Genomic DNA, 23,211 nt, shown 5'->3' with positions numbered 1-23,211 from the left:
TAGATAAATCTAATCGTTCTCTATCTATTTGATTCTTACGATATCATTTTACCAATATGTCAATGAACTTGTGGTGAGTCACCACTGACAATTTAAATCATCATTAGTGCTCTCCTGCAATAATCTAGAGATAATATACATCATCTCCAGGCATTGCCTGGTGGAGAATATCGGAGTCGAACCGATGACCTCTTGCGTGCAAGGCAAGCGCTCTAGCCAGCTGAGCTAATCCCCCATTATGAAATTCAGAATAAATCCTAAATTATGAATGTAGAATCCTCTTACTTCCAGAATTTCCTTAGTATTTTGCTTTTTGTAGTCCCGGGCAGACTCGAACTGCCGACCTCTACATTATCAGTGTAGCGCTCTAACCAGCTGAGCTACGAGACTATAATAGCTTAAAATACTTATATTATAAAATTAACAGCAAAGAGTAAAAATGACCTTTTTTTGTAACTCACCATCTTTCTCTAGAAAGGAGGTGTTCCAGCCGCACCTTCCGGTACGGCTACCTTGTTACGACTTAGCCCTAGTTACCAGTTTTACCCTAGGCGGCTCCTTGCGGTGACCGACTTCAGGCACTCCCAGCTTCCATGGCTTGACGGGCGGTGTGTACAAGGCCCGGGAACGTATTCACCGGATCATGGCTGATATCCGATTACTAGCGATTCCAGCTTCACGGAGTCGAGTTGCAGACTCCGATCCGAACTGTGATATGGTTTATAGATTCGCTCTCTGTTGCCAGATGGCTGCTCATTGTCCATACCATTGTAGCACGTGTGTGGCCCAGGACGTAAGGGCCGTGATGATTTGACGTCATCCCCACCTTCCTCACTACTTGCGTAGGCAGTCTCGTTAGAGTCCCCATCATAACATGCTGGCAACTAACGACAGGGGTTGCGCTCGTTATAGGACTTAACCTGACACCTCACGGCACGAGCTGACGACAACCATGCAGCACCTTGTAATATGTCCGAAGAAAAAACTATCTCTAGTCCTGTCATACTACATTTAAGCCCTGGTAAGGTTCCTCGCGTATCATCGAATTAAACCACATGCTCCACCGCTTGTGCGGGCCCCCGTCAATTCCTTTGAGTTTCAGTCTTGCGACCGTACTCCCCAGGTGGGATACTTATCACTTTCGCTTAGTCACTGAGCTAATGCCCAACAACTAGTATCCATCGTTTACGGCGTGGACTACCAGGGTATCTAATCCTGTTCGCTCCCCACGCTTTCGTCCCTCAGCGTCAGTACATACGTAGTAGACTGCCTTCGCAATCGGTATTCTGTGTAATATCTATGCATTTCACCGCTACACTACACATTCTATCTACTTCCATATGACTCAAGTCAACCAGTATCAAAGGCAGTTCCATAGTTGAGCTATGGGATTTCACCTCTGACTTAATTGACCGCCTGCGGACCCTTTAAACCCAATGATTCCGGATAACGCTCGGACCCTCCGTATTACCGCGGCTGCTGGCACGGAGTTAGCCGGTCCTTATTCTTACAGTACCGTCAAGCTGGTATACATACCAGTGTTTCTTCCTGTATAAAAGCAGTTTACAACCCATAGGGCAGTCTTCCTGCACGCGGCATGGCTGGGTCAGAGTTGCCTCCATTGCCCAATATTCCTCACTGCTGCCTCCCGTAGGAGTCTGGTCCGTGTCTCAGTACCAGTGTGGGGGATCTCCCTCTCAGGACCCCTACCTATCAAAGTCATGGTAAGCCGTTACCTTACCATCTAACTAATAGGACGCATAGCCATCTTTTACCAATAAATCTTTAATTAAAACTCGATGCCAAGTCTCAATACTATGAGGTATTAATCTTCATTTCTAAAGGCTATCCCTCAGTAAAAGGTAGGTTCTATACGCGTTACGCACCCGTGCGCCGGTCGTCATCTGTGCAAGCACAATGTTACCCCTCGACTTGCATGTGTTAAGCCTGCCGCTAGCGTTCATCCTGAGCCAGGATCAAACTCTTCATTGTATATTGTAAATATTATAATGAATAAGTTTCAAAAGAATTTGTTTAAATAAATCTAAACATGGTTATTCTACTCTTTAATTACGCTGTCAATTTCAATATTTTCAATGAACTTCTTAAATCTTGCACTCCCTGTATTTAAACAGGTATTTAAAATTCAATTTGTAGAAACGTTAGAATCGAACTAACTGACTTTTTCTAATAGTCATTCCAAATTTTCTATGATTGTTTTTCGCTGTATTTCTTAGCGGCTGCAAACATACAAACTATTTCTAATCTGACAATAAAAAAATAAACTTTTTTTTATTTTAATTTGCTAGTAAAAAGCATGAACGTTTTGCCGAAAATTTCGGATTGCAAACATACAACGTTTTTCACAAACCAACCTCATAAAAATTAAAGTTTTTTTTTATTCGTTTTCACAAACTTATCGATTTAACTCCTTAACTTTCACTCGATTTACAACTCCTCAATGAACTAAACTAACATCCCTATATTGCTGTTAGCGGGTGCAAACTTACAACTCATTTTTAACCTAACAACTATTTTTTTACCTTTATTTTAATTTAATTTTACACATGCTTTTAATGAGCTTGTTTTGAATGATTTATAAGCTATATTTTTTTAAATGTTTTTTAGAGGGTTTATCCGTTTGTTGATGGACTGGAGTATTTCTTGGTATTTTGCTATAGAAAGTATTAAATACAGTAAGTTTTGTTGGTTGGTTTTTCTTTTAATTTTTAAAAATTAGCACGTATAGTATGTCTATTAAATTACTTTATCGGAAATTTTATTTGGGTAATTATTCGTGTTAGGGATAGAAACGGCATCCTTTTGTGAAGCATGAAGCAAAAGATATAGTGGAAAGCCCGACCTTTTTATCTAAAAACTGCTTTTAAATTGAATGAATGTCTTTATATATAATCTGAACTATCTTAGAATTGACTTAAAAAAGGGAACACCCAAAAGAAAAACAGATCTTTAAACAAACGAAATAATCTGTACTGAAATTGTTATTCATAATAAGTACATATATATATTGTATGAAATATTGTTTTCTAATATCTTTGCATTCTCAAATATTAGACATTAAATGATTAAAATTACATTACCTGACGGAACGATTAAGGAGTTTGCTGTAAACAGTACTCCGATGGATGTTGCAAAAAGCATTAGTGAAGGGTTTGCTAGAAACGTAATATCTGCAAATTTTAACGACGTAACTGTTGAAACCACTACTCCATTAACCACGGATGGGTCTTTAATCTTATACACGTTTAATGATGATGGCGGGAAGAAAGCTTTTTGGCATTCATCTGCACACGTTTTAGCAGAAGCTATCTTAAGTTTTTATCCGAAAGCGAAGTTAACAATTGGACCTGCTATTGAAAATGGTTTTTACTATGATATTGATTTAGGAGATGATGTTATTTCTGACAAGGATTTTTCTAGTATAGAAAAGAAGTTTTTAGAAATTGCTCGTGGAAAACATGAGTTCTCTTTGCGTTCTGTTTCTAAAGCAGATGCTTTGTCTTTATATAAAGCAGAAAACAATGAATATAAGGTTGAGTTAATTGAAAACTTAACGGACGGAGAAATTACATTTTGTGATCATAGTGACTTTACAGATTTATGTAGAGGAGGGCACATACCGAATACAGGTATTATAAAGGCTATCAAAATAATGAGTGTTGCTGGAGCTTATTGGCGAGGTGACGAAAAAAACAATCAGTTAACACGTGTTTACGGAATTAGTTTCCCAAAGCAAAAGTTACTAACTGAGTATTTAGAATTATTAGAAGAGGCTAAAAAACGTGACCATAGAAAACTTGGTAAAGAGTTAGAGTTATTTACTTTTTCTCAGAAAGTTGGTGCTGGTTTACCTTTATGGTTGCCTAAAGGTGCTGCTTTAAGAGGTCGTTTAGAAGATTTCTTAAAAAAGGCACAGAAAAAAGCGGGTTACGAAATGGTAATGACGCCACATATTGGGCAGAAAGAATTATATGTTACTTCTGGGCATTATGAAAAATATGGAGCAGACAGTTTTCAGGCAATAAAAACGCCTAAAATGGATGAGGAATTTTTATTGAAGCCTATGAACTGCCCACATCACTGTGAAGTTTATAACTTTAAACCTTATTCTTATAAAGATTTACCAAAACGATTTGCAGAGTTTGGTACAGTATACAGATATGAACAAAGTGGTGAGTTACATGGTTTAACTCGTGTTAGAGGTTTTACGCAAGATGATGCACATATTTTCTGTACACCAGAACAATTAGATCAGGAATTTAAAGACGTTATAGATTTAGTTTTATATGTTTTTGGTTCTTTAGGTTTTGAAGATTTTACAGCACAGGTTTCTATTAGAGATAAAAGTAACCCAGATAAATATATTGGTGATACTGAAACTTGGGAAATTGCAGAAAATGCAATTATAAGTGCAGCAACAGATAAAGGTTTAGATTTTGTGATTGAAGAAGGTGAAGCAGCCTTTTATGGCCCTAAATTAGACTTTATGGTAAAGGACGCTTTAGGCAGAAGTTGGCAACTTGGAACGATACAAGTTGACTATAATTTACCAAAACGTTTTGATTTAACTTATAAAGGGGCAGATAATCAACTACACAGACCTGTGATGATTCATAGAGCACCTTTTGGTTCTATGGAGCGCTTTATTGCCGTATTGCTAGAGCATACGGGAGGTAACTTCCCTCTTTGGTTAACTCCAGAGCAGGTTATCTTATTGCCAATCAGTGATAAATATCAGAAATATTCAGAAAAAGTTTTAAAATCGTTAGAAAATTCCGAAATTCGCGCCCTGGTAGATAACCGAAGTGAGAAAACTGGTCGTAAGATTAGAGACGCCGAAGTTAGCAAGGTACCATTTATGGTAATTGTAGGAGAAAAGGAAGAACAAGATGGCACAGTTTCTGTAAGAAGACATGGAGAGGGTGATATTGGTACCTTTACAATTGAAGAATTTATTTCTTTAATTAAAACAGAAGAAAGTAAAACATTGAAGAATTTTTAATTAATTTTGAAATTCGTCTAGAAAATAAAAAGGTTGGAAAACAACCATTAGTTAAATTTAAAATATATAAGTCATAGCAATTCGTAGAAGCAGGTCAAGAAGACCGTTAAGAGTAATCAAAGAAGATCAACATAGAATTAATGAGAAAATAAGATATGTTGACGAAGTTCGTCTTGTGGGCGATAATATAGAAGTTGGTGTATATCCTTTAGATAAAGCTAAAGAATTAGCCAAAGAGCAAGAATTAGATTTGGTTGAAATATCACCAAAAGCTAAGCCTCCTGTTTGTAAAATTATTGATTACAAGAAGTTCTTGTATGAGCAGAAAAAACGTGAAAAAGTTTTAAAATCGAAAGCTACAAAAGTGACGATTAAGGAAATACGTTTTGGACCTCAAACTGATGAGCATGATTATGAATTTAAAAAGAAACATGCTCTTAAATTCTTACAAGAAGGTGCTAAATTAAAAGCATTTGTATTCTTTAAAGGACGTTCTATTATATTTAAAGAACAAGGTCAAATTTTATTATTAAAATTAGCCCAAGAATTAGAAGAATACGGTAAAGTAGAACAGTTACCAAAATTAGAAGGTAAACGTATGATTATGTTTATTGCTCCTAAAAAAGTAAAATAAAAAAGTTTTTAAAGTTTTAAAATTTTTAAGATTCTTAAAGTTTTGTATATACTTAACTATAAGATTTTAAAAATTATAACTTTATTACTAAAGATAATAAGCAAGTTAAAAACGAAGGAGAGATGCCTAAAATGAAAACCAAATCTAGCGCCAAAAAACGATTTAAAGTTACTGGTACTGGGAAAATCAAAAGAAAGCACGCGTTTAAAAGTCACATCTTAACAAAGAAGTCTAAAAAACGTAAATTAAAGTTAACTCATGACGGTTTAGTACATAAAGCAGACGAGTCTAACATTAAGCAACAATTAAACTTAAAGTAAGTTTAATAAGGGAATTTAATTATTAACCATGGAGTTAGGCAAATCATAAAAAGAATTCTTAATTGAATCGCCTACTACAAAACACATTGAAATTATGCCAAGATCAGTAAATTCAGTAGCCTCAAGAAAAAGAAGAAAAAAAATCTTGAAGGCTGCAAAAGGTTACTTCGGACGTAGAAAAAACGTTTACACAGTAGCAAAAAATGCAGTTGAAAAAGGTATGCTTTATGCATACAGAGACCGTAAAAACAATAAGAGAAACTTCCGTTCTTTATGGATTGTACGTATTAACGCTGCAGCTCGTTTACACGGAATGTCTTACTCTCAGTTTATGGGGAAAGTTAAAGCTAACCAAATCGAATTAAACCGTAAGGTTTTAGCTGATTTAGCTGTTAACAACCCAGACGCTTTTAAGGCAGTTGTAGAAAAAATAAAATAAATAATAATACTTGCTTATAATAAAAACCCAAACAATTACGTTTGGGTTTTTTTTATAGATTTACAATATTAAAAAATCAACCAATGAAATCATTATTAATTACCTTACTATTGTTTACTGCTACTATTTCCTTTTCACAAGAAACTGTAGAAGAAACAAACTCTATTGAAAACCAGTTTGATAAAATATATAGAGTATCTACCACATACCAGGTGTATAAAGTAATAAGCAGAGACAGCTACTTAAATCTAAAGTCTAACGTATTAGACTCTCTTAAATCGTCTAAAAAGATTATTTCTGAAAAAGATGTTTTATTAAAAGCGGAAAAAGAAAATATTGAAAAGAATAAGATACTTTTAAATAAAACACAATTAGATTTAGAAGCTGCTTTAATAAAAGAAAATTCAATTTCTGTTGCAGGTTTCCAATTAAGTAAAATAACTTATAATCTTATACTTTGGAGTATTGTGATTGGCTTACTTTTAGCACTTTCTTATTTTATTTTTAAATTCTCTAGAAGTAACGTGTTAACAAAAGAGGCCAAAGATAATTTAGCAGATATAGAAGAAGAGTTTGAAAAACACAGAAAAAACACATTAGAAAAGGAGCAAAAACTTAGAAGACAATTACAAGATGAGATAAACAAACAGAGAAATAGTTAATTTTTATAGTTTATGTTTCATTAATTAAACATAAACTATAAAATCTATGATAATTTTATAGAAAGGATCTTAATTGACACCTTAATATTATCATTTTCGTAATATTTATGACTTAAATAAAAATACCCTCAATTATTTAGTCCATTTAACAGTATTTTGTTAACTTAGGATTTCTAAAAAAAACTAAACCAACTTAATTACTGAAACTTTATGAAAGCCCTTTTTTATACTAGAGAATTTCCTCCTTATGTATATGGTGGTGCTGGTGTTCATGTGGAATATCTTGCAGCAGAATTAGCTAAGCTTATGTCTGTAGATGTTAGATGTTTTGGAGACCAGGACGACAGTAACAATAACCCAACTGTAAAAGGTTTTCCTTATGAAAACCCAATTTTTGATAACTCCGACGATAAACTTAAAGCAATCTTTAAAACTTTAAGCACAGGCCTGCATATGAATGCAGATCCTATAGATGCAGATGTAGTGCACTGCCATACTTGGTATTCACACTTTGCGGGTATTGTTGCTAAACTTTGTTACGGAATTCCTTTAGTAATTACTACACACTCCTTAGAGCCATTAAGACCTTGGAAAAGGGAACAATTAGGTCGTGGTTATGATGCTTCTTCTTGGATAGAGAAAACAGCTATTGAAATGGCAGACGCTTTAATTGCGGTTTCTAAAGAAACAAAAGAAGATGTCTTAAAACATTTTAATGTAGATGAAACTAAAATTAAGGTTATCTACAATGGTATTAACTTACAACAATATATTACTACTCCTAAAACCACTACTCTAGATGAATATGGTGTAGATAAAAATAAACCTTATGTACTTTTTGTTGGGAGAATAACAAGACAAAAAGGAATCATTCATTTAGTAAATGCTATAAAATATATAGATCCCGATACTCAAATTGTACTTTGTGCTGGTGCACCAGATACTCCTGAAATTGGTAAAGAAATGAAAGATGCCGTTAACGAGGTTAAAAAAACTCGTAAGAACGTAATCTGGATAGATAAGATGGTTACTAAAGAAGAAATCATACAATTGTATTCTCATGCAGATGTATTTTGTTGTCCATCAATTTATGAACCTTTTGGAATTATAAACATAGAAGCAATGGCTTGTAATACAGCTGTGGTGGCTAGTGCTGTTGGTGGCATAAAAGAAGTTGTTGTTCATGGAGAAACAGGTTTACTAATCCCTGTAGAACAGCAAGACTCTGCCCCTTTTGAACCTATAAATCCAGATAAATTTGCAAGAGACTTAGCTGATGGAGTTAATCAGGTAATAAACAATCCTGAATTGAGGGAAAGTATGGCCCAAAAAGGAAGAAAAAGAGTAGAAGAACATTTTGATTGGATATCAATAGCTAAGCAAGTAGAAGAATTATATAAATCACTAAAAAAATAACGCAATGATAAATGAAAAAGTATTAGGAATTATTTTAGGAGGTGGACAAGGCTCCAGATTATACCCACTAACAAAGGATAGATCTAAACCTGCTGTACCAATTGCAGGTAAATATAGACTCGTAGATATCCCAATTTCTAATTGTATTAATTCTGACATAAAAAGAATGTATGTATTAACTCAGTTTAATTCTGCTTCTTTAAATGCACATATAAAAAACACCTATCACTTTAGTTTTTTTAGTTCTGCTTTTGTTGATGTACTAGCTGCAGAGCAAACTATTCATAGTGATAAATGGTTTCAAGGAACCGCAGATGCAGTTAGACAAAGTATGCATCACTTTTTACAAAACGATTTCGAATACGCTTTAATACTTTCTGGTGACCAATTATATCAAATGGATTTTAATGATATGATTAAAAAACATGAAGAAAGTGGAGCAGAAATATCAATTGCTACATATCCTGTAAACGCAAAAGACGCTACATCATTTGGTTTATTAAAAACGAATGAAGAAAATATAATTACTTCATTCATAGAAAAACCAGCTGCAGAATTATTACCAGATTGGACATCTGATGTTGGTGATGAAATGAAAGCTCAAAATAGAAACTATTTAGCTTCTATGGGTATTTACATTTTTAATCGTCAATTATTGGTTGATTTAATGAGCAACCCAGATACGAATGATTTTGGTAAAGAAATTATACCTCAAGCAATAGACTCTCACAAAACATTAAGTTATCAATATGAAGGATATTGGACAGATATTGGAAATATAGATTCATTCTTTGAAGCTAATTTAGGATTAACAGATGATGTTCCTCAATTTAATTTATATGATAATGATAAACATGTCTACACAAGACCTAGAATATTACCAACTTCTAAAATTGCTGGTTCTATTTTAAATAAAGCGGTTATTGGAGATGGTTGTATAATTCATGCCGAAAAAATTGAAAGATCTGTAATTGGAATTCGTTCTAGAATTGGTAAAAATTCTTTAATCTCTAATACTTATATGATGGGGAATGATTCTTATGAATCTTTAGATGAAGTTGCTGAAAACCATATTGATATTATGATGGGAATTGGTGATAGATGTTACATTCATAATTGTATTGTAGATAAAAACTGTAGAATTGGTGATGATGTTAGAATTAATGGAGGTACACATATAAAAAACACAGAAACTGACACCTATTTTGTAAAAGAAGGAATCGTAGTTATTAAAAAAGACGCAACAATACCAAGAGGCACAAATATCGGTTAGAAAATATTTTTACTTTCTTTATTTAAACTAAACTAATTTAATGCAAAATCAAAGTAGAATTGTAATAGAAAATATTGCTCCACAATTAAATGAAGGAACAGTATATATAAAACGTGTTGTAGACGAAATTGTAAATGTAACTGCAGATGTTTTAGTAGATGGTCATGATGTACTTCAGGCAAATTTATTATTCAAGCACGAATCAGAAAAAAAGTGGTCAGAACATAGAATGGACGCCACTTCTAACGATCAATATGTAGCAAATTTTATAACAACAAAACAAGGTTTTTATTCTTATAAAATTGAAGGTTGGGTAGATTATGCCTTAAACTGGCAACATGGAATTGAAAGAAAAATAGATGATTATCAGCATGTAAATTCTGAACTTTTAGAAGGTGCAGAACTTTTATTTGCACTTTTAGATGATGTTAATGCTGATGATAAAGAATATCTTCTTCGCTTAATATTCATCTTTAAAAATACAGAAACATACGCAGAAGCAATTAAAGAAGCTATTTCTAAAAGGTTAACCGTAATTCTTAAAAACAATCCGAAGAAAACTTTAACACAAACATCACCAGAATATAAAGTTTATGTTGATCGTTTAAAAGCTAGATTTTCTACTTGGTACGAATTCTTCCCTCGTTCTGCATCAGAACATGAAGGTAAACATGGTACTTTTAACGATTGTCATAGATTGTTGCCAAGAGTTGCACAAATGGGTTTTGATACTTTGTATTTTCCTCCAATTCATCCAATTGGTGAAGTAAATAGAAAAGGAAAAAATAATACTACAGTTGCACAAGATGGAGATGTTGGTTCTACTTGGGGAATTGGTTCTAAATATGGTGGTCATAAAGATATTCATCCAGAATTGGGTTCTTTAGAAGATTTTAAACATTTAGTTGCAAAAGCAAAAGAATTAGGAATTGAAGTTGCAATGGATTATGCTTTGCAAGCAGCACCAGATCATCCTTGGGTTACAGAACATCCAGATTGGTTTAAATGGAGACCAGACGGAACTGTACAATATGCAGAAAATCCGCCTAAAAAATACCAAGATATTCTTCCAATTTATTGGGAAAGCAAAGATTATAAAAACCTTTGGCAAGAATGTTTAGATACTTTATTCTATTGGATTGATTGTGGAATTAACGTTTTTAGAGTTGATAATCCGCATACAAAACCTTACTATTTTTGGGGTTGGATTATTACTGAAGTTAAGAAAAAACATCCTGATGTTTTGTTTTTAGCAGAAGCTTTTACAAGACCAAAAATAATGCATCAATTGGCAAAACAAGGATATACACAATCGTATACTTATTTTACTTGGCGAGATTCTAAACATGAGTTAATTGAATATATGAATGAATTGACTCAAACAGATCAAAAAGAATATATGAGACCAAATTTTTGGCCAAACACGCCAGATATTAATCCGTATCATTTACAAGGCGCTCCAGAAAGTAAATACTTACAACGTTATGCTTTGGCTGCAACTTTGTGTTCTAATATTGGTATTTATGGTCCTGTTTTTGAACAAATGATTGATGTTCCTATTGCTGGAAAAGAGGAATATTACATGTCAGAGAAATTTCAACTTTGTCATTACGATTGGTTTAAAGAAAATAAAGTAACAACTTTAATTACTAAAATTAACCATATTAGAAAAGAAAACGAATCTTATCAGCAAACAAACAATATTAAGTTTTTAGAAACTGGTAACGATCAATTAATTGCTTTCTATAAATGGAATCAAGATAAAACAAATGAAACATTAACAGTCATTAGTTTAGATGCTTACAACGCACAAACGGGTTCTGTACAATTACCACTTAATGATTTAGGTGTTCCTTATGGTCATAAAGTAGAAGTTGTAGATTTAGTTACAAGAAATACTTACAATTGGTATAATGAAAGAAATTATGTGCAGTTACATGCAACATTACCATTTCATATTTTTAAAATTAATAAATAATCAATGATCAAGGAAGAAAATACAATTTCTAAATCTTCTATTTTTTCATCTTCAAATAATTGGGAGGAAATTATTGCCGATAAAGATTTTATATCTATTTTTTTATCTGATGTTTTAGAAGAATACATACAAAAGCAACGTTGGTTTGGAGGTAAATCTAGCCAATTAAAATACATTGAATTAAGTGAATATTTTAAAATTCAGCAAGATGGAGAAATCTATTTTGGTTTAATTCTAGAAGTTAATTTTGTAGAAGCTTTTTATCATCACTATTTTTTACCTATTGCATTTGTTGCTGATGAAAGCATATCTAAAGAAAATAGAATATTACCTATAAAACTTAAAGATCAAGAAGGTTATATTATAGATGCAATGCATATAGAAAGTTTTAGAAAAGTAGTTTATGAAAGAATAAGTTCTGCTTTACCGGTTGATAAAACTCCTGTACAATATCATAAAACAGAAGGTTTCAATTTCCCTGCTTACAAATCGTCAAGATTTATGGGGGTTGAACAAAGCAATACTTCTATTATATATAATGATGCATTTATCTTAAAATTTTTTAGAAGAATTTATGCTGATAAAAATCCTGACTATGAAATGAGTCGTTTTTTATCACACACAAAAGAGTTTAAACACACACCTCCATATTTAGGAAGTATCAATATTATTGATTCGGATAATACCAATGTTACTATTGGTTTAATGCAAAAATTAGTGCAAAATAATGGTGATGCTTGGGAGTATTTTTTAAAGGAAATTCATAAAATCTATAAAACAATAGATTCTAAAAATATTTCTTATAAAAATTTACCAGATGTAAAAATGTTTAAACGAGTTAAGATTTCTGAAGTTCCTCCGAAAATTATAGATTGGATTGGACTTAATTTAGTATCCAAAGTAAAAAAATTAGCACAAAGAACAGCAGAAATGCATATTGCTTTAGGATCAGAATTTGCAGACACTTCCTTTACTCCTACTCGTTTTAATAGCGATTATACTGTTTGGCTAAAAAATAGATTAACCTATCAATTTCAAAATAGATTACATCTTGCTGAAAATAATTTACATAAATTAGAAGGAGATTCTTTACAACTTGCAAAAGAATTTTTAGAAAGAAAAAACGAAATTAGAAAACGCTTAGTAAATTTTGATTGGACAAAACTAAAAGGAGAAAGAATTAGAATTCATGGCGATTATCATTTAGGGCAAGTTTTAGTACAAGATGATGATTTTTGTATTTTAGATTTCGAAGGCGAACCAGAAAGTACAATTAGAGATCGTAAAGTAAAACAACCACCATTAAAAGATGTTGCAGGTTTATTTAGATCTTTTCATTACGCAATTTATTCAACGATTTTTAATCATCAAAATGAATATAAAAAAACTCAAGAAGAACTTTTTGAGTATGGAGAATTGTTATACAAATACATGGTTTCTATCTTTTTAGACACCTATATAGAAACCACAAAAAATGCAAACCTACATATAGGTTATAGAAACGAAAGAATATTTTTATTAAAATATTGCTTATTAGAAAAAGCAATTTACGAATTAGGTTACGAACTTAACTCAAGACCAAAATGGACAATTATTCCATTAAAAGGTATTGCAAACATATTGAACTCATAAAATTATGACAAAAACAAAAGCTCACAGTCTTTTTACAGAATTTGATATTAATTTATTTAAAGCTGGAAAACACTATCGTTTATACGAAAAATTTGGTTCACATCTTATAACTGTAGATGGTGTAGAAGGAACTTATTTTGCCGTTTGGGCACCAAGCGCTAAATCAGTCTCAGTAATTGGTGATTTTAATTTTTGGTTAGAAGGAGAACATCACTTAAATGTACGTTGGGACGGTAGCGGTATCTGGGAAGGTTTTATTCCAAATATTGGTAAAGGAACCGTATATAAATATAAAATAAGAAGTACTAATAATGACATAACAACAGAAAAAGCAGATCCTTTTGCTAGAAGGTGTGAACATCCACCAAAAACAGCTTCTGAAGTATGGGAAGATGACTACGCTTGGAACGACAAGAAATGGATGAAAAATAGAAAGAAAAATAATGCACTAGATGCTCCTTTTTCTGTTTATGAAGTTCATTTAGGTTCTTGGAAAAAGCAAGTTGAAGAAGGACGATTTTTAAGTTATCATGAATTAGCCGAGGAGTTAGTTAATTATGTATCAGAAATGAATTTTACACATGTAGAGTTTATGCCAATTATGGAATTTCCGTACGACCCAAGTTGGGGCTATCAATTAACTGGTTATTTTGCACCAACATCTCGTTTTGGTTATCCAGATGAATTTAAATATTTAGTAGATAAATTCCATGAAAAAGGAATTGGAGTTTTACTAGATTGGGTTCCTTCTCACTTTCCGTCAGACGATCACGGATTAGGTTTCTTTGATGGTTCTCATTTATATGAACATCCAGATAGAAGAAAAGGCTATCATCAAGATTGGAAAAGTTTAATTTTTAACTACGGAAGAAACGAAATAAAAGCATTTTTAATTAGTAATGCTATCTTTTGGTTAGACCAATACCACGCAGATGGTTTAAGAGTAGATGCTGTTGCCTCTATGTTATTCTTAGATTATTCTAGAGAAGAAGGAGAATGGGAACCAAATGAATTTGGTGGAAGAGAAAACCTAGATGCTATTAATTTTATTAAAGAAATGAATGCAGCAGTCTATGAATCTTTCCCAGATGTACAAACTATTGCAGAAGAATCTACTTCTTTCCCAAAAGTCTCTAAACCAATTTATGATGGAGGTTTAGGTTTTGGTATGAAATGGATGATGGGTTGGATGCATGATACTTTAGATTATTTTGCAAAAGAACCTATATACAGAAAGCATCATCAAAATGAATTAACATTCAGTTTAAATTATGCATTTACAGAAAACTTTATGCTTCCACTTTCTCATGACGAAGTAGTGTATGGTAAAAAAGCTTTAGTAGATAAAATGCCTGGTGATGAATGGCAAAAGTTTGCAAACTTAAGAATGTTATATAGTTTGATGTACACACATCCCGGAACTAAACTATTGTTTCAGGGAGCAGAGTTTGGACAAACGAGCGAATGGGACTTTGACGGAAGTTTAGACTGGCATTTATTAGACTACGGTGTACATAAAGGAGCACAAAACTTAGTAAAAGACTTAAACAAATTATACAAAAAAGAACCTGCATTACATGAAAAGCAATTTTCTCATGAAGGTTTTGAATGGATAGATCATGGAGATCATGAAAACTCTGTAATGTCTTATATTAGAAAAGGTGAAAATGAAAAAGATAACATAATAGTTATCTTAAACTTAACACCTGTTCCAAGAGAAAATTACAGAATAGGCTTACCTAAAAAAGGAACCTTAACACCTGTTTTTAATAGTGATGATACCAAATATAATGGTACCGGAAACTTTAAAAGTAAAAAGTTAACTTCAGAAAAAAAGGTATGGAATAATAGGGAGCATTCTATAGAGTTAAATTTACCTCCATTAGGAATGATTGCTTACAAGTACAAATAAATTTCAATTACAAATCTTCTTTTTTTATCATTATATTATTCTGATAAAAAAAGAGGATTTTTTTTTACAACTTCATAATAAAACTTCTCATTTTTAAGACATTAAGAAAAATACATCCAATTTTAAAAAGAAAATCTATTCTATTTAAAATTAAATAAATAAGCAATATTTTTGCTCATCAATTTAACAAATACATTATCGTAAAATAGTATAGAACAATCGTCATTTACAAATATTTACGATTTTTACAAGCACAATAAACAACCAAAATTATGATTGTTAATACAGAATTAGAACAAAAAGGAAACTTATTTCCTTCAGAGATAGTGAGCTATAAAAAAGATATAGACACTTTATATTTTACAACAAAGAACAATGTAATCTTACAACTTACTGTTGTAAGAGATAGTGTTATAAGATTTAGATATGCTACAACGGGTAAATTTGAAAATGATTTTTCTTACGGAGTAACAATTCATGCATCTAGAGGATATTATTTTTTAGACGTTACTGAAGATGATACTCATTATATTATTACAACTTCTAAATTAATCTGTAAAGTAGAAAAAAGTAGTTTACAAGTTAAACTTTATGATGCTATAGACTTTAAATTAATAAACGAAGATGAAATTGGGTTTCATTGGGAAGAAAGTTACGAATATGGTGGAGACATCGTAAAAATGAGTAAGGCTTGCCAAAGGGGAGAAAGTTTTTATGGCTTAGGAGATAAGCCTGTAGATGTAAATTTAAAAGGGAAACGTTTTGAAAACTACGCTACAGACTCATACGCTTTTGGTAAAGACACAGACCCAATATATAAAGCAATTCCTTTTTACACCGCTATACAAGGTGATAAATCTTATGGTATTTTCTTTGACAATACTTTTAAATCACATTTTGATTTTGCACATGAAAGAAGAAATGTAGCAAGTTTTTGGGCACAAGGTGGTGAAATGAATTATTATTTTATCTACGGACCTAAAATGGAAGATGTAGTTAAAAACTATACAGATTTAACAGGAAAACCTCATGCTTTACCTCCATTATGGGCTTTAGGATTCCATCAATGTAAATGGAGTTATTTTCCAGAGAGTAATGTAAAAGAAGTTACAAATACTTTTAGAGATTTAAAGATACCTTGTGATGCTATTTATTTAGACATCGACTATATGGACGGTTTCCGTTGTTTTACTTGGGATAAAAACCATTTTCCAGATCCTAAAAGAATGGTTAGAGAATTAGAAGAAGACGGTTTTAAAACTGTAGTTATTATAGATCCAGGGATTAAAATAGATTTAGAATACGATGTTTTTAAAGAAGCATTAGATAAAGATTATTTCTGTAAACGTGCAGATGGACCTTATATGAAAGGTAAAGTTTGGCCTGGTGAATGTTATTTTCCAGATTATACAAAACCAGAAGTAAGAGAATGGTGGTCTGGTTTGTTTAAAGAACTAATTGAAGACTTTGGTGTAAAAGGTGTTTGGAATGATATGAATGAACCAGCTGTAATGGATGTTCCTAACAAATCTTTTCCAGATGATGTTCGTCATGATTATGATGGAAACCCATGTAGCCATAGAAAAGCACATAATATTTATGGAACTCAAATGGCACGTGCAACGTATCATGGTTTAAAAAAATATGCATACCCAAAAAGACCATTTGTAATTACAAGATCTGCTTATTCTGGTGCTCAAAGATATACTTCTACTTGGATGGGAGACAATGTTGCTACTTGGGAACACTTAGCAATAGCCAATAACCAAGCACAAAGAATGTCTATGTCTGGTTTCTCTTTTGCAGGTTCAGATATTGGTGGTTTTGCAGAGCAACCACAAGGAGAGCTTTTTGCCCGTTGGATTCAATTAGGTGTATTTCATGCTTTTTGTAGAGTACATTCTTCTGGAGATCATGGAGATCAAGAACCTTGGGTATTTGGAGATGAAGTTACAAACATTGTAAGAAAGTTTGTTGAACTTAGATATCAATTATTACCATATCTATATACTTGTTTCTGGAATTATATTAACGACGGAACACCTATTCTAAAATCTTTAGTTTTATACGATCAAGAAGATACTGCTACACATCATAGAAGTGATGAATTTGTTTATGGTGAACAAATTTTAGTTTGCCCTATACAAGAACCAAATGCTAGAGGAAGAAGAATGTATATACCTAGAGGTAAATGGTATAATTTTTGGACAAATGAACTTGTAATTGGTGGAAAAGAAATGTGGGTAGATGCAGATATAGATAGCATGCCTATATTTATTAAAGAAGGAGCCGTTATACCAAAATATCCTGTTCAACAATATGTTGATGAAAAACAATTTGATGAAATTACTTTAGACCTATATTATAAAGAAGGTAAAGAATCGTCACAATTATATGATGATGCTCATGATGGGTATGATTATAAAAAAGGTAGATTTAGTTTACGTACTTTTAAAGTAACAGGTAAAAAAGAAGAATTAATTATTCAACAACACAAACGTGGTGACTTTAATGCAGGTTATAGCAAGTTTAATATTGTGTTCCATAATTTACCTTTTAAAATTACTTCTATACAAATAGATAATGTTGAAACAACTATAGACCGTGTTATCTCGGGAGATACACAATCTATACTTCTAGATAAAGGGTTTTCTGAATTACATTTAATAGGAAAATAATTTTTTTCCTAACCATTTTCAGTGAATTCACTCACTGAAAATGGTGAGGTGAAAATACCCCATTAATGGGTATTGTGTGATCTAGGTAACTGCTATATATTTGTAGCATAAGTAATCTTTTCCCCAAGCAAATTTTAATTTGTTTAAGGTTTCTTAAATATTCTGAATATACAAAAGCGATTATAGTTTGTCTAAACTTTAATCGCTTTTTTTATTACTATAAAAATTATTACTCCTAGTTTATATTCTTATTGATATAAAATTTATCAACCGGAAAATATAAAACATTCAGAAACTGTTATCTTCTTAGAAGTTAAAATCTATATAAGCTTTGTTGCAGTAATCAATAAGCTATAACTCATTACAAATTAATTCATCTCACTGTTTTCAGTGAGTCAGTTCACTGAAAACAGTGAGATGAAAATACCCCATTAATGGGTATTGTGTGATCTAGGTAACTGCTATATATTTGTAGCATAAGTAATCTTCCCCCTAAACAATTTTAAATTGTTTAAGATTTCTTAATACAAAAGCGATCTATAGTTCCCTAAAAACTATAATCGCTTTTTTTATTTTACAAAATCTCCAAAAAAAATAATTTCACAAAGGTAAAATTAGGCCTATCCAATAACTATAAAACTGGGTAACTAATACTAACTAAATCTAAACCTATAGATAAGGCCGTTTAACTAATAAAAAAATCTTCCTTCTCACTGTTTTCAGTGAGTCAGTTCACCAAAAACAGTGAGATGAAAATACCCCATTAATGGGTATTGTGTGATCTAGGTAACTGCTATATATTTGTAGCATAAGTAATCTTCCCCCTAAACAATTTTAAATTGTTTAAGATTTCTTAAGTATTTTAAATTACACAAAAAGCGATCTATAGTTCCCTAAAAACTATAATCGCTTTTTTTATTTTACAAAATCTCCAAAAAAAATAATTTCACAAAGGTAAAATTAGGCCTATCCAATAACTATAAAACTGGGTAACTAATACTAACTAAATCTAAACCTATAGATAAGGCCGTTTAACTAATAAAAAAATCTTCCTTCTCACTGTTTTCAGTGAGTCAGTTCACCAAAAACAGTGAGATGAAAATACCCCATAAATGGGGATTGTGAGATCTAGATAACTGCTATATATTTGTAGCATAAGTAATCTTCCCCCTAAACAATTTTAAATTGTTTAAGATTTCTTAATACAAAAGCGATCTATAGTTCCCTAAAAACTATAATCGCTTTTTTTATTTTACAAGATCTCCAAAAAAAATAATTTCAAAATGGTAGAATTAGGCCTATCCAATAACTATAGAACTGCGTAACTATTAGTAACAAAATCTAAACCTATAAATAAAGCCATTTAACTAATAAAAAAAACTTCCTTCTAACTGTTTTCAGTGAGTCAGTTCACCAAAAACAGTGAGATGAAAATACCCCATTAATGGGGATTGTGGGATCTAGATAACTGCTATATATTTGTAGCATAAGTAATCTTCCCCCTAAACAATTTTAAATTGTTTAAGATTTCTTAATACAAAAGCGATCTATAGTTCCCTAAAACTATAATCGCTTTTTTTGTTTCATAAAAAAAGCCTTAAAAACAATGTTTTAAGGCCTTACTTATACTTTATTAAGTAACTTATATTCCGTCTCCTAATCCTTTTAATTTTTGTGTGTTTTCAGCCAACATCAATTCATCAATAATTTTCTGAATATCACCGTTTACAATATTAGGTAAATCATACAGAGATAAACCAATTCTATGGTCTGTAACTCTACCTTGTGCATAATTATAAGTTCTAATCTTAGCACTTCTATCTCCAGAAGAAACCATAGAACCACGCTTTAAGGCATCTTCGGCATTCTTTTTCGCTAATTCCATGTCATACAAACGAGAACGTAATACTTTAAATGCTTTCTCTTTATTTTTATGTTGCGATTTTTGATCTTGACATTGTGCAACCAAACCAGTTGGAAGGTGAGTTAAACGAACTGCAGAATACGTAGTATTTACAGATTGACCACCAGGACCAGAAGAACAGAAAAAATCAATTCTAACTTCTTTTGGATTAATTTCTACATCAAATTCTTCAGCTTCCGGAAAAACCATACAAGTTGCTGCAGATGTATGCACACGACCTTGAGTTTCTGTTTGTGGAACTCTTTGAACACGGTGTACACCCGCTTCAAATTTTAAAATTCCGTAAACATCATTACCTGTAACTTCAAACTGAATTTCTTTAAAACCTCCATTTGTTCCTTCAGAATAATCTACAGTAGAAACTTTCCACCCTTTACTTTCGCAATATTTAGTATACATTCTAAATAAATCTCCCGCAAAAATACTTGCTTCATCTCCTCCTGCTCCTGCACGTAATTCTACAACGGCATTCTTAGAGTCTTCTGGGTCTTTAGGTATTAATAATACTTTTATTTCATCTTCTAATTCAGGAATTCTAGTGTTGGCTTCGTCAATTTCCATCTTCGCCATCTCATTCATTTCTGCATCAGAGCCATCAGCAAGAATTTCTTTTGCTTCCTCTATATTGTTTGTTAAAGTTAGGTATTCATCTCCCTTTTTAACAACATCTCCTAAATCTTTATATTCTTTCATCAATTGCGCATAACGCTTTTGATCCATGATGATTTCTGGCTGAATAATTAAATCAGAAACTTCATCATAACGCTGCTTTACAATTCTTAATTTATCTAACATCTTCTGTCTTTTCTTGGATTGCGAATTTACAATTTTTATAGCTATATTTGAACAAAGCGAACTAATTTTATGAAATTACTACTATTTACCTGTTGTTTTTTATTATTGGTTTCTTGTCATCAAGAAAAAAAAGAACCACAAAAGCCTACTTTCTTAATTGGAGATTGGGTTCGTATAAACGATAAAGAAGGCAGTATTACTTATGAAACATGGCATACAAACCTTAAAGGTTTAGGGTATACCTTAAAAGAAAAAGACACTACATTTAAGGAAAAATTGAGTATAGTAACTATAAAAGACTCCTTATTTTTAAAAGTAAAAGGAGTAAATGAAAACCCAACATTATTTAAATTTACACAACAATCAGCGACTTCTTTTGTTTGTGAAAATCCAAGGAATGAGTTTCCAAAAAAGATAAAATATTATTTAGAAAATGATCAATTAAAAGCAGTTGTTTCTGCAGAGGATTTTAAAATTGAATTTATTTTTGATAAACTATAATTTTTAAATGCTGATGATACTTTTGTCTTTGTTACAACATAATAAAGTATAAAAAAAGCTCATTATTAAATAATGAGCTTTTATATTTTTAATAAAATAAAAAGCTAGAAATTAGAAACTTCTGCTTCTATTTTTTCCCAGTTTTCCATTACGGTATCTAATTTAGCTTTTTTAGCTTTGTATTTTTCAAAGAAATTTGGTCTAGCAGAAACTTCATCATAATTCTGTGCTAGTTCTAAATCTATTTTTGCAATTTCTTTTTCTAAATCTGATATTTCAGTTTCTATATTAGACAATTTATTCTTTAACTTCTTTAATTGCTTTTCTTGATCTCTAGATAATTGATGAGATTCTTTTTTAGAAGTATCCTTATCAACTTTTACAACCGTTCTTTTTTCTGCTTCTCTAAGGTTTTCTATTTTATGCTGCTCTAAGAAATAATCTATATCTCCTAAATATTCTTTAATTTCTTTGTCTTTAAACCCATAAACAGTTTCTGTTAATCCTTGTAAAAAATCTCTATCGTGAGATACTACAATTAAGGTTCCATTAAAATTCCTTAAAGCTTCTTTTAACACTGTTTTAGAGGCAATATCTAAGTGATTTGTTGGCTCATCCATTATTAAAACATTAAATGGTTGTAATAATAATTTACATAATGCCAATCTATTTCTTTCCCCTCCAGAAAGTACTTTTGCTTTTTTATCTACAGCATCTCCACCAAATAAGAAAGAACCTAACATATCTCTAACGCGCATTCTGTTAGTATCAGTAGCAGCATCTTCCATTATCTCCAATACCGTTTTTTCTGGCGGTAATTCCTCAGATTGATTCTGAGCAAAATATCCAACTTCTACATTATGACCAAGTTTTAAATATCCTTCAAACGGAATTTCACCTACCATCATTTTTGCCAAAGTAGATTTTCCTTGTCCGTTTTGACCAACAAAAGCAATTTTACTGTTTTTTTCTATTAATAAATCTACGTCTTCTAAAACATGTTTATCTCCATAACTTTTACAAAGTTTTTCTGCTTCAACAATAATTTTACCAGGTTCTTTAGAAATAGCAAACTTAACATTCATTGCTTGGTTATCATCTTGGTCAACCTCAATTAACTCAACTTTATCAAGTTGTTTCATTAAGGATTGCGCCATAGAAGCCTTACTAGCTTTTGCTTTAAATTTATTAATTAAGTGTTGCTTTTGTTTTATTTCTTTCTCTTGGTTTTTCTGTGCCTGTAATTGCTTTTCTTTAATTTCTGCTCTTAATACCAAGAATTCAGAATATGGTTTTTTATAATCGTAAATCTGACCTAAAGAAATTTCTATAGTTCTATTGGTTACATTATCTAAAAACATTTTATCATGCGATACCAATACAATAGCACCAGAATATCCTTTTAAGAAATTCTCTAACCAAATAATAGATTCAATATCTAAGTGATTTGTTGGCTCATCTAATAACAAAATATCATTATTTTGTAAAAGTAATTTTGCCAATTCTATACGCATTCTCCAACCTCCAGAAAAAGTATCTGTTTTTTTATCAAAATCTTCTCTCTGAAAACCTAAACCTTGTAAAATCTTTTCGGTATCACCTTGGTAATTATACCCACCAAGCAACTCATAACGTTCTGTATTATCCGTTAAATCATGAATCAATTCTGTGTACCCTTCACTTTCATAATCGGTTCTAGTAGCAAGTTGCTCATTAATTTCATCAAGTTTTACCTCAATTTCTTTAATTTCAACAAACGCCTGGTATGCTTCTTCTAAAATAGTTCTTCCTTCAACAAAATCTATATCTTGTCTTAAAAACCCCATTCTAATATCTTTATCAAAAGCCATGGTACCACCACTTGTTTCTATATCTTTAGAAAGCACTTTTAAAAGCGTAGATTTCCCTGCTCCATTTTTTCCGATAAGACCAATTCTATCTCCTTTATTTAATTTGAAAGTAATTCCTGAAAATAAATCAGTTCCCATAAAAGAAACTGACAAGTTGTGTACGTTTAGCATCTA

General features: G+C 31.6%; 14 protein-coding genes, 2 tRNA genes and 1 rRNA gene. 12 read left to right on the top strand and 5 right to left on the bottom strand.

The genetic code is table 11. From position 1 onward, the window contains the following. Positions 1-158: 158 nt before the first annotated feature. The 3 genes from WG945_RS13265 to WG945_RS13255 all read right to left on the bottom strand — a co-directional run bounded on the left by WG945_RS13265 (position 159) and on the right by WG945_RS13255 (position 1,992). Positions 159-235 (bottom strand) — tRNA-Ala (locus WG945_RS13265). A gap of 81 nt (positions 236-316) precedes the next feature. Next, positions 317-390, bottom strand: a tRNA-Ile gene (locus WG945_RS13260). Between the two features lie 84 nt (positions 391-474). Then, positions 475-1,992 (bottom strand): 16S ribosomal RNA (locus tag WG945_RS13255). Positions 1,993-3,082: 1,090 nt separating this feature from the next. Between WG945_RS13255 and thrS the strand changes: the two genes are divergently transcribed. The 11 genes from thrS to WG945_RS13200 all read left to right on the top strand — a co-directional run bounded on the left by thrS (position 3,083) and on the right by WG945_RS13200 (position 17,967). Continuing rightward, the gene (thrS, locus tag WG945_RS13250; RefSeq protein WP_068450944.1) at positions 3,083-5,023 is read left to right on the top strand and encodes a threonine--tRNA ligase; all 1,941 of its coding nucleotides are present in this window, start codon (positions 3,083-3,085) and stop codon (positions 5,021-5,023) included. Between the two features lie 115 nt (positions 5,024-5,138). Continuing rightward, positions 5,139-5,657 (top strand): translation initiation factor IF-3, encoded by a 519-nt coding sequence (infC, locus tag WG945_RS13245; protein ID WP_082864268.1) that lies wholly within the window; start codon positions 5,139-5,141, stop codon positions 5,655-5,657. Between the two features lie 122 nt (positions 5,658-5,779). Continuing rightward, positions 5,780-5,977, top strand: coding sequence for a 50S ribosomal protein L35 (rpmI, locus tag WG945_RS13240; RefSeq protein ID WP_068450938.1), 198 nt, complete (start codon positions 5,780-5,782; stop codon positions 5,975-5,977). 94 nt (positions 5,978-6,071) lie between these two features. Beyond that, positions 6,072-6,416: a 50S ribosomal protein L20 gene (rplT, locus tag WG945_RS13235; protein ID WP_068450935.1), complete on the top strand. Its 345-nt coding sequence runs from the start codon at positions 6,072-6,074 to the stop codon at positions 6,414-6,416. A gap of 83 nt (positions 6,417-6,499) precedes the next feature. After that, positions 6,500-7,078: a hypothetical protein gene (locus WG945_RS13230; RefSeq protein WP_068450933.1), complete on the top strand. Its 579-nt coding sequence runs from the start codon at positions 6,500-6,502 to the stop codon at positions 7,076-7,078. Positions 7,079-7,288: 210 nt separating this feature from the next. Further along, positions 7,289-8,494 carry a glycogen synthase gene (gene glgA, locus WG945_RS13225; RefSeq protein WP_068450930.1) on the top strand — a complete coding sequence of 402 codons (1,206 nt, stop codon included), beginning with the start codon at positions 7,289-7,291 and terminating at the stop codon, positions 8,492-8,494. A gap of 4 nt (positions 8,495-8,498) precedes the next feature. Next, on the top strand, positions 8,499-9,767 hold the full coding sequence (locus WG945_RS13220) for a glucose-1-phosphate adenylyltransferase (protein ID WP_068450927.1): 1,269 nt from the start codon (positions 8,499-8,501) through the stop codon (positions 9,765-9,767). Between the two features lie 40 nt (positions 9,768-9,807). Further along, complete coding sequence (locus WG945_RS13215) at positions 9,808-11,745, top strand: alpha-1,4-glucan--maltose-1-phosphate maltosyltransferase (RefSeq protein WP_068450923.1); 1,938 nt, start codon at positions 9,808-9,810, stop codon at positions 11,743-11,745. Between the two features lie 3 nt (positions 11,746-11,748). Further along, positions 11,749-13,377, top strand: a complete 1,629-nt coding sequence (locus WG945_RS13210; RefSeq protein WP_068450921.1) for a trehalose synthase — start codon at positions 11,749-11,751, stop codon at positions 13,375-13,377. Between the two features lie 4 nt (positions 13,378-13,381). After that, the gene (glgB, locus tag WG945_RS13205; RefSeq protein ID WP_068450918.1) at positions 13,382-15,289 is read left to right on the top strand and encodes a 1,4-alpha-glucan branching protein GlgB; all 1,908 of its coding nucleotides are present in this window, start codon (positions 13,382-13,384) and stop codon (positions 15,287-15,289) included. A gap of 272 nt (positions 15,290-15,561) precedes the next feature. After that, positions 15,562-17,967 carry a glycoside hydrolase family 31 protein gene (locus WG945_RS13200; protein ID WP_068450916.1) on the top strand — a complete coding sequence of 802 codons (2,406 nt, stop codon included), beginning with the start codon at positions 15,562-15,564 and terminating at the stop codon, positions 17,965-17,967. 1,642 nt (positions 17,968-19,609) lie between these two features. Here the strand turns inward: WG945_RS13200 and prfA are convergent. Beyond that, positions 19,610-20,686, bottom strand: coding sequence for a peptide chain release factor 1 (prfA, locus tag WG945_RS13195; protein ID WP_068449400.1), 1,077 nt, complete (start codon positions 20,684-20,686; stop codon positions 19,610-19,612). 69 nt (positions 20,687-20,755) lie between these two features. On the opposite strand from prfA, the gene WG945_RS13190 reads away from it, so the two are divergent. After that, positions 20,756-21,187, top strand: coding sequence for a hypothetical protein (locus WG945_RS13190; protein ID WP_068449402.1), 432 nt, complete (start codon positions 20,756-20,758; stop codon positions 21,185-21,187). A 104-nt stretch (positions 21,188-21,291) separates the two neighbouring features. Here the strand turns inward: WG945_RS13190 and WG945_RS13185 are convergent, their stop codons facing one another. After that, complete coding sequence (locus tag WG945_RS13185; protein WP_068449404.1) at positions 21,292-23,208, bottom strand: ABC-F family ATP-binding cassette domain-containing protein; 1,917 nt, start codon at positions 23,206-23,208, stop codon at positions 21,292-21,294. Positions 23,209-23,211 lie beyond the last annotated feature (3 nt).

The sequence above is a fragment of the Polaribacter atrinae genome (genome assembly GCF_038023995.1).
Classification (GTDB): Bacteria; Bacteroidota; Bacteroidia; order Flavobacteriales; family Flavobacteriaceae; genus Polaribacter; species Polaribacter atrinae.
Note: the sequence above shows the minus strand (reverse complement) of the source record. Positions and strands in the feature narration are given on the sequence as shown.

What these genes read in the sequence shown, in the direction of transcription:
- thrS (WP_068450944.1), top strand. Translation starts at nt 3,083, where the DNA reads ATGATTAAAATTACATTACCTGACGGAACGATTAAGGAGTTTGCTGTA.
- rpmI (WP_068450938.1), top strand. Translation starts at nt 5,780, where the DNA reads ATGCCTAAAATGAAAACCAAATCTAGCGCCAAAAAACGATTTAAAGTT.
- rplT (WP_068450935.1), top strand. Translation starts at nt 6,072, where the DNA reads ATGCCAAGATCAGTAAATTCAGTAGCCTCAAGAAAAAGAAGAAAAAAA.
- WG945_RS13230 (WP_068450933.1), top strand. Translation starts at nt 6,500, where the DNA reads ATGAAATCATTATTAATTACCTTACTATTGTTTACTGCTACTATTTCC.
- glgA (WP_068450930.1), top strand. Translation starts at nt 7,289, where the DNA reads ATGAAAGCCCTTTTTTATACTAGAGAATTTCCTCCTTATGTATATGGT.
- WG945_RS13220 (WP_068450927.1), top strand. Translation starts at nt 8,499, where the DNA reads ATGATAAATGAAAAAGTATTAGGAATTATTTTAGGAGGTGGACAAGGC.
- WG945_RS13215 (WP_068450923.1), top strand. Translation starts at nt 9,808, where the DNA reads ATGCAAAATCAAAGTAGAATTGTAATAGAAAATATTGCTCCACAATTA.
- WG945_RS13210 (WP_068450921.1), top strand. Translation starts at nt 11,749, where the DNA reads ATGATCAAGGAAGAAAATACAATTTCTAAATCTTCTATTTTTTCATCT.
- glgB (WP_068450918.1), top strand. Translation starts at nt 13,382, where the DNA reads ATGACAAAAACAAAAGCTCACAGTCTTTTTACAGAATTTGATATTAAT.
- WG945_RS13200 (WP_068450916.1), top strand. Translation starts at nt 15,562, where the DNA reads ATGATTGTTAATACAGAATTAGAACAAAAAGGAAACTTATTTCCTTCA.
- prfA (WP_068449400.1), bottom strand. Translation starts at nt 20,686, where the DNA reads ATGTTAGATAAATTAAGAATTGTAAAGCAGCGTTATGATGAAGTTTCT.
- WG945_RS13190 (WP_068449402.1), top strand. Translation starts at nt 20,756, where the DNA reads ATGAAATTACTACTATTTACCTGTTGTTTTTTATTATTGGTTTCTTGT.
- WG945_RS13185 (WP_068449404.1), bottom strand. Translation starts at nt 23,208, where the DNA reads ATGCTAAACGTACACAACTTGTCAGTTTCTTTTATGGGAACTGATTTA.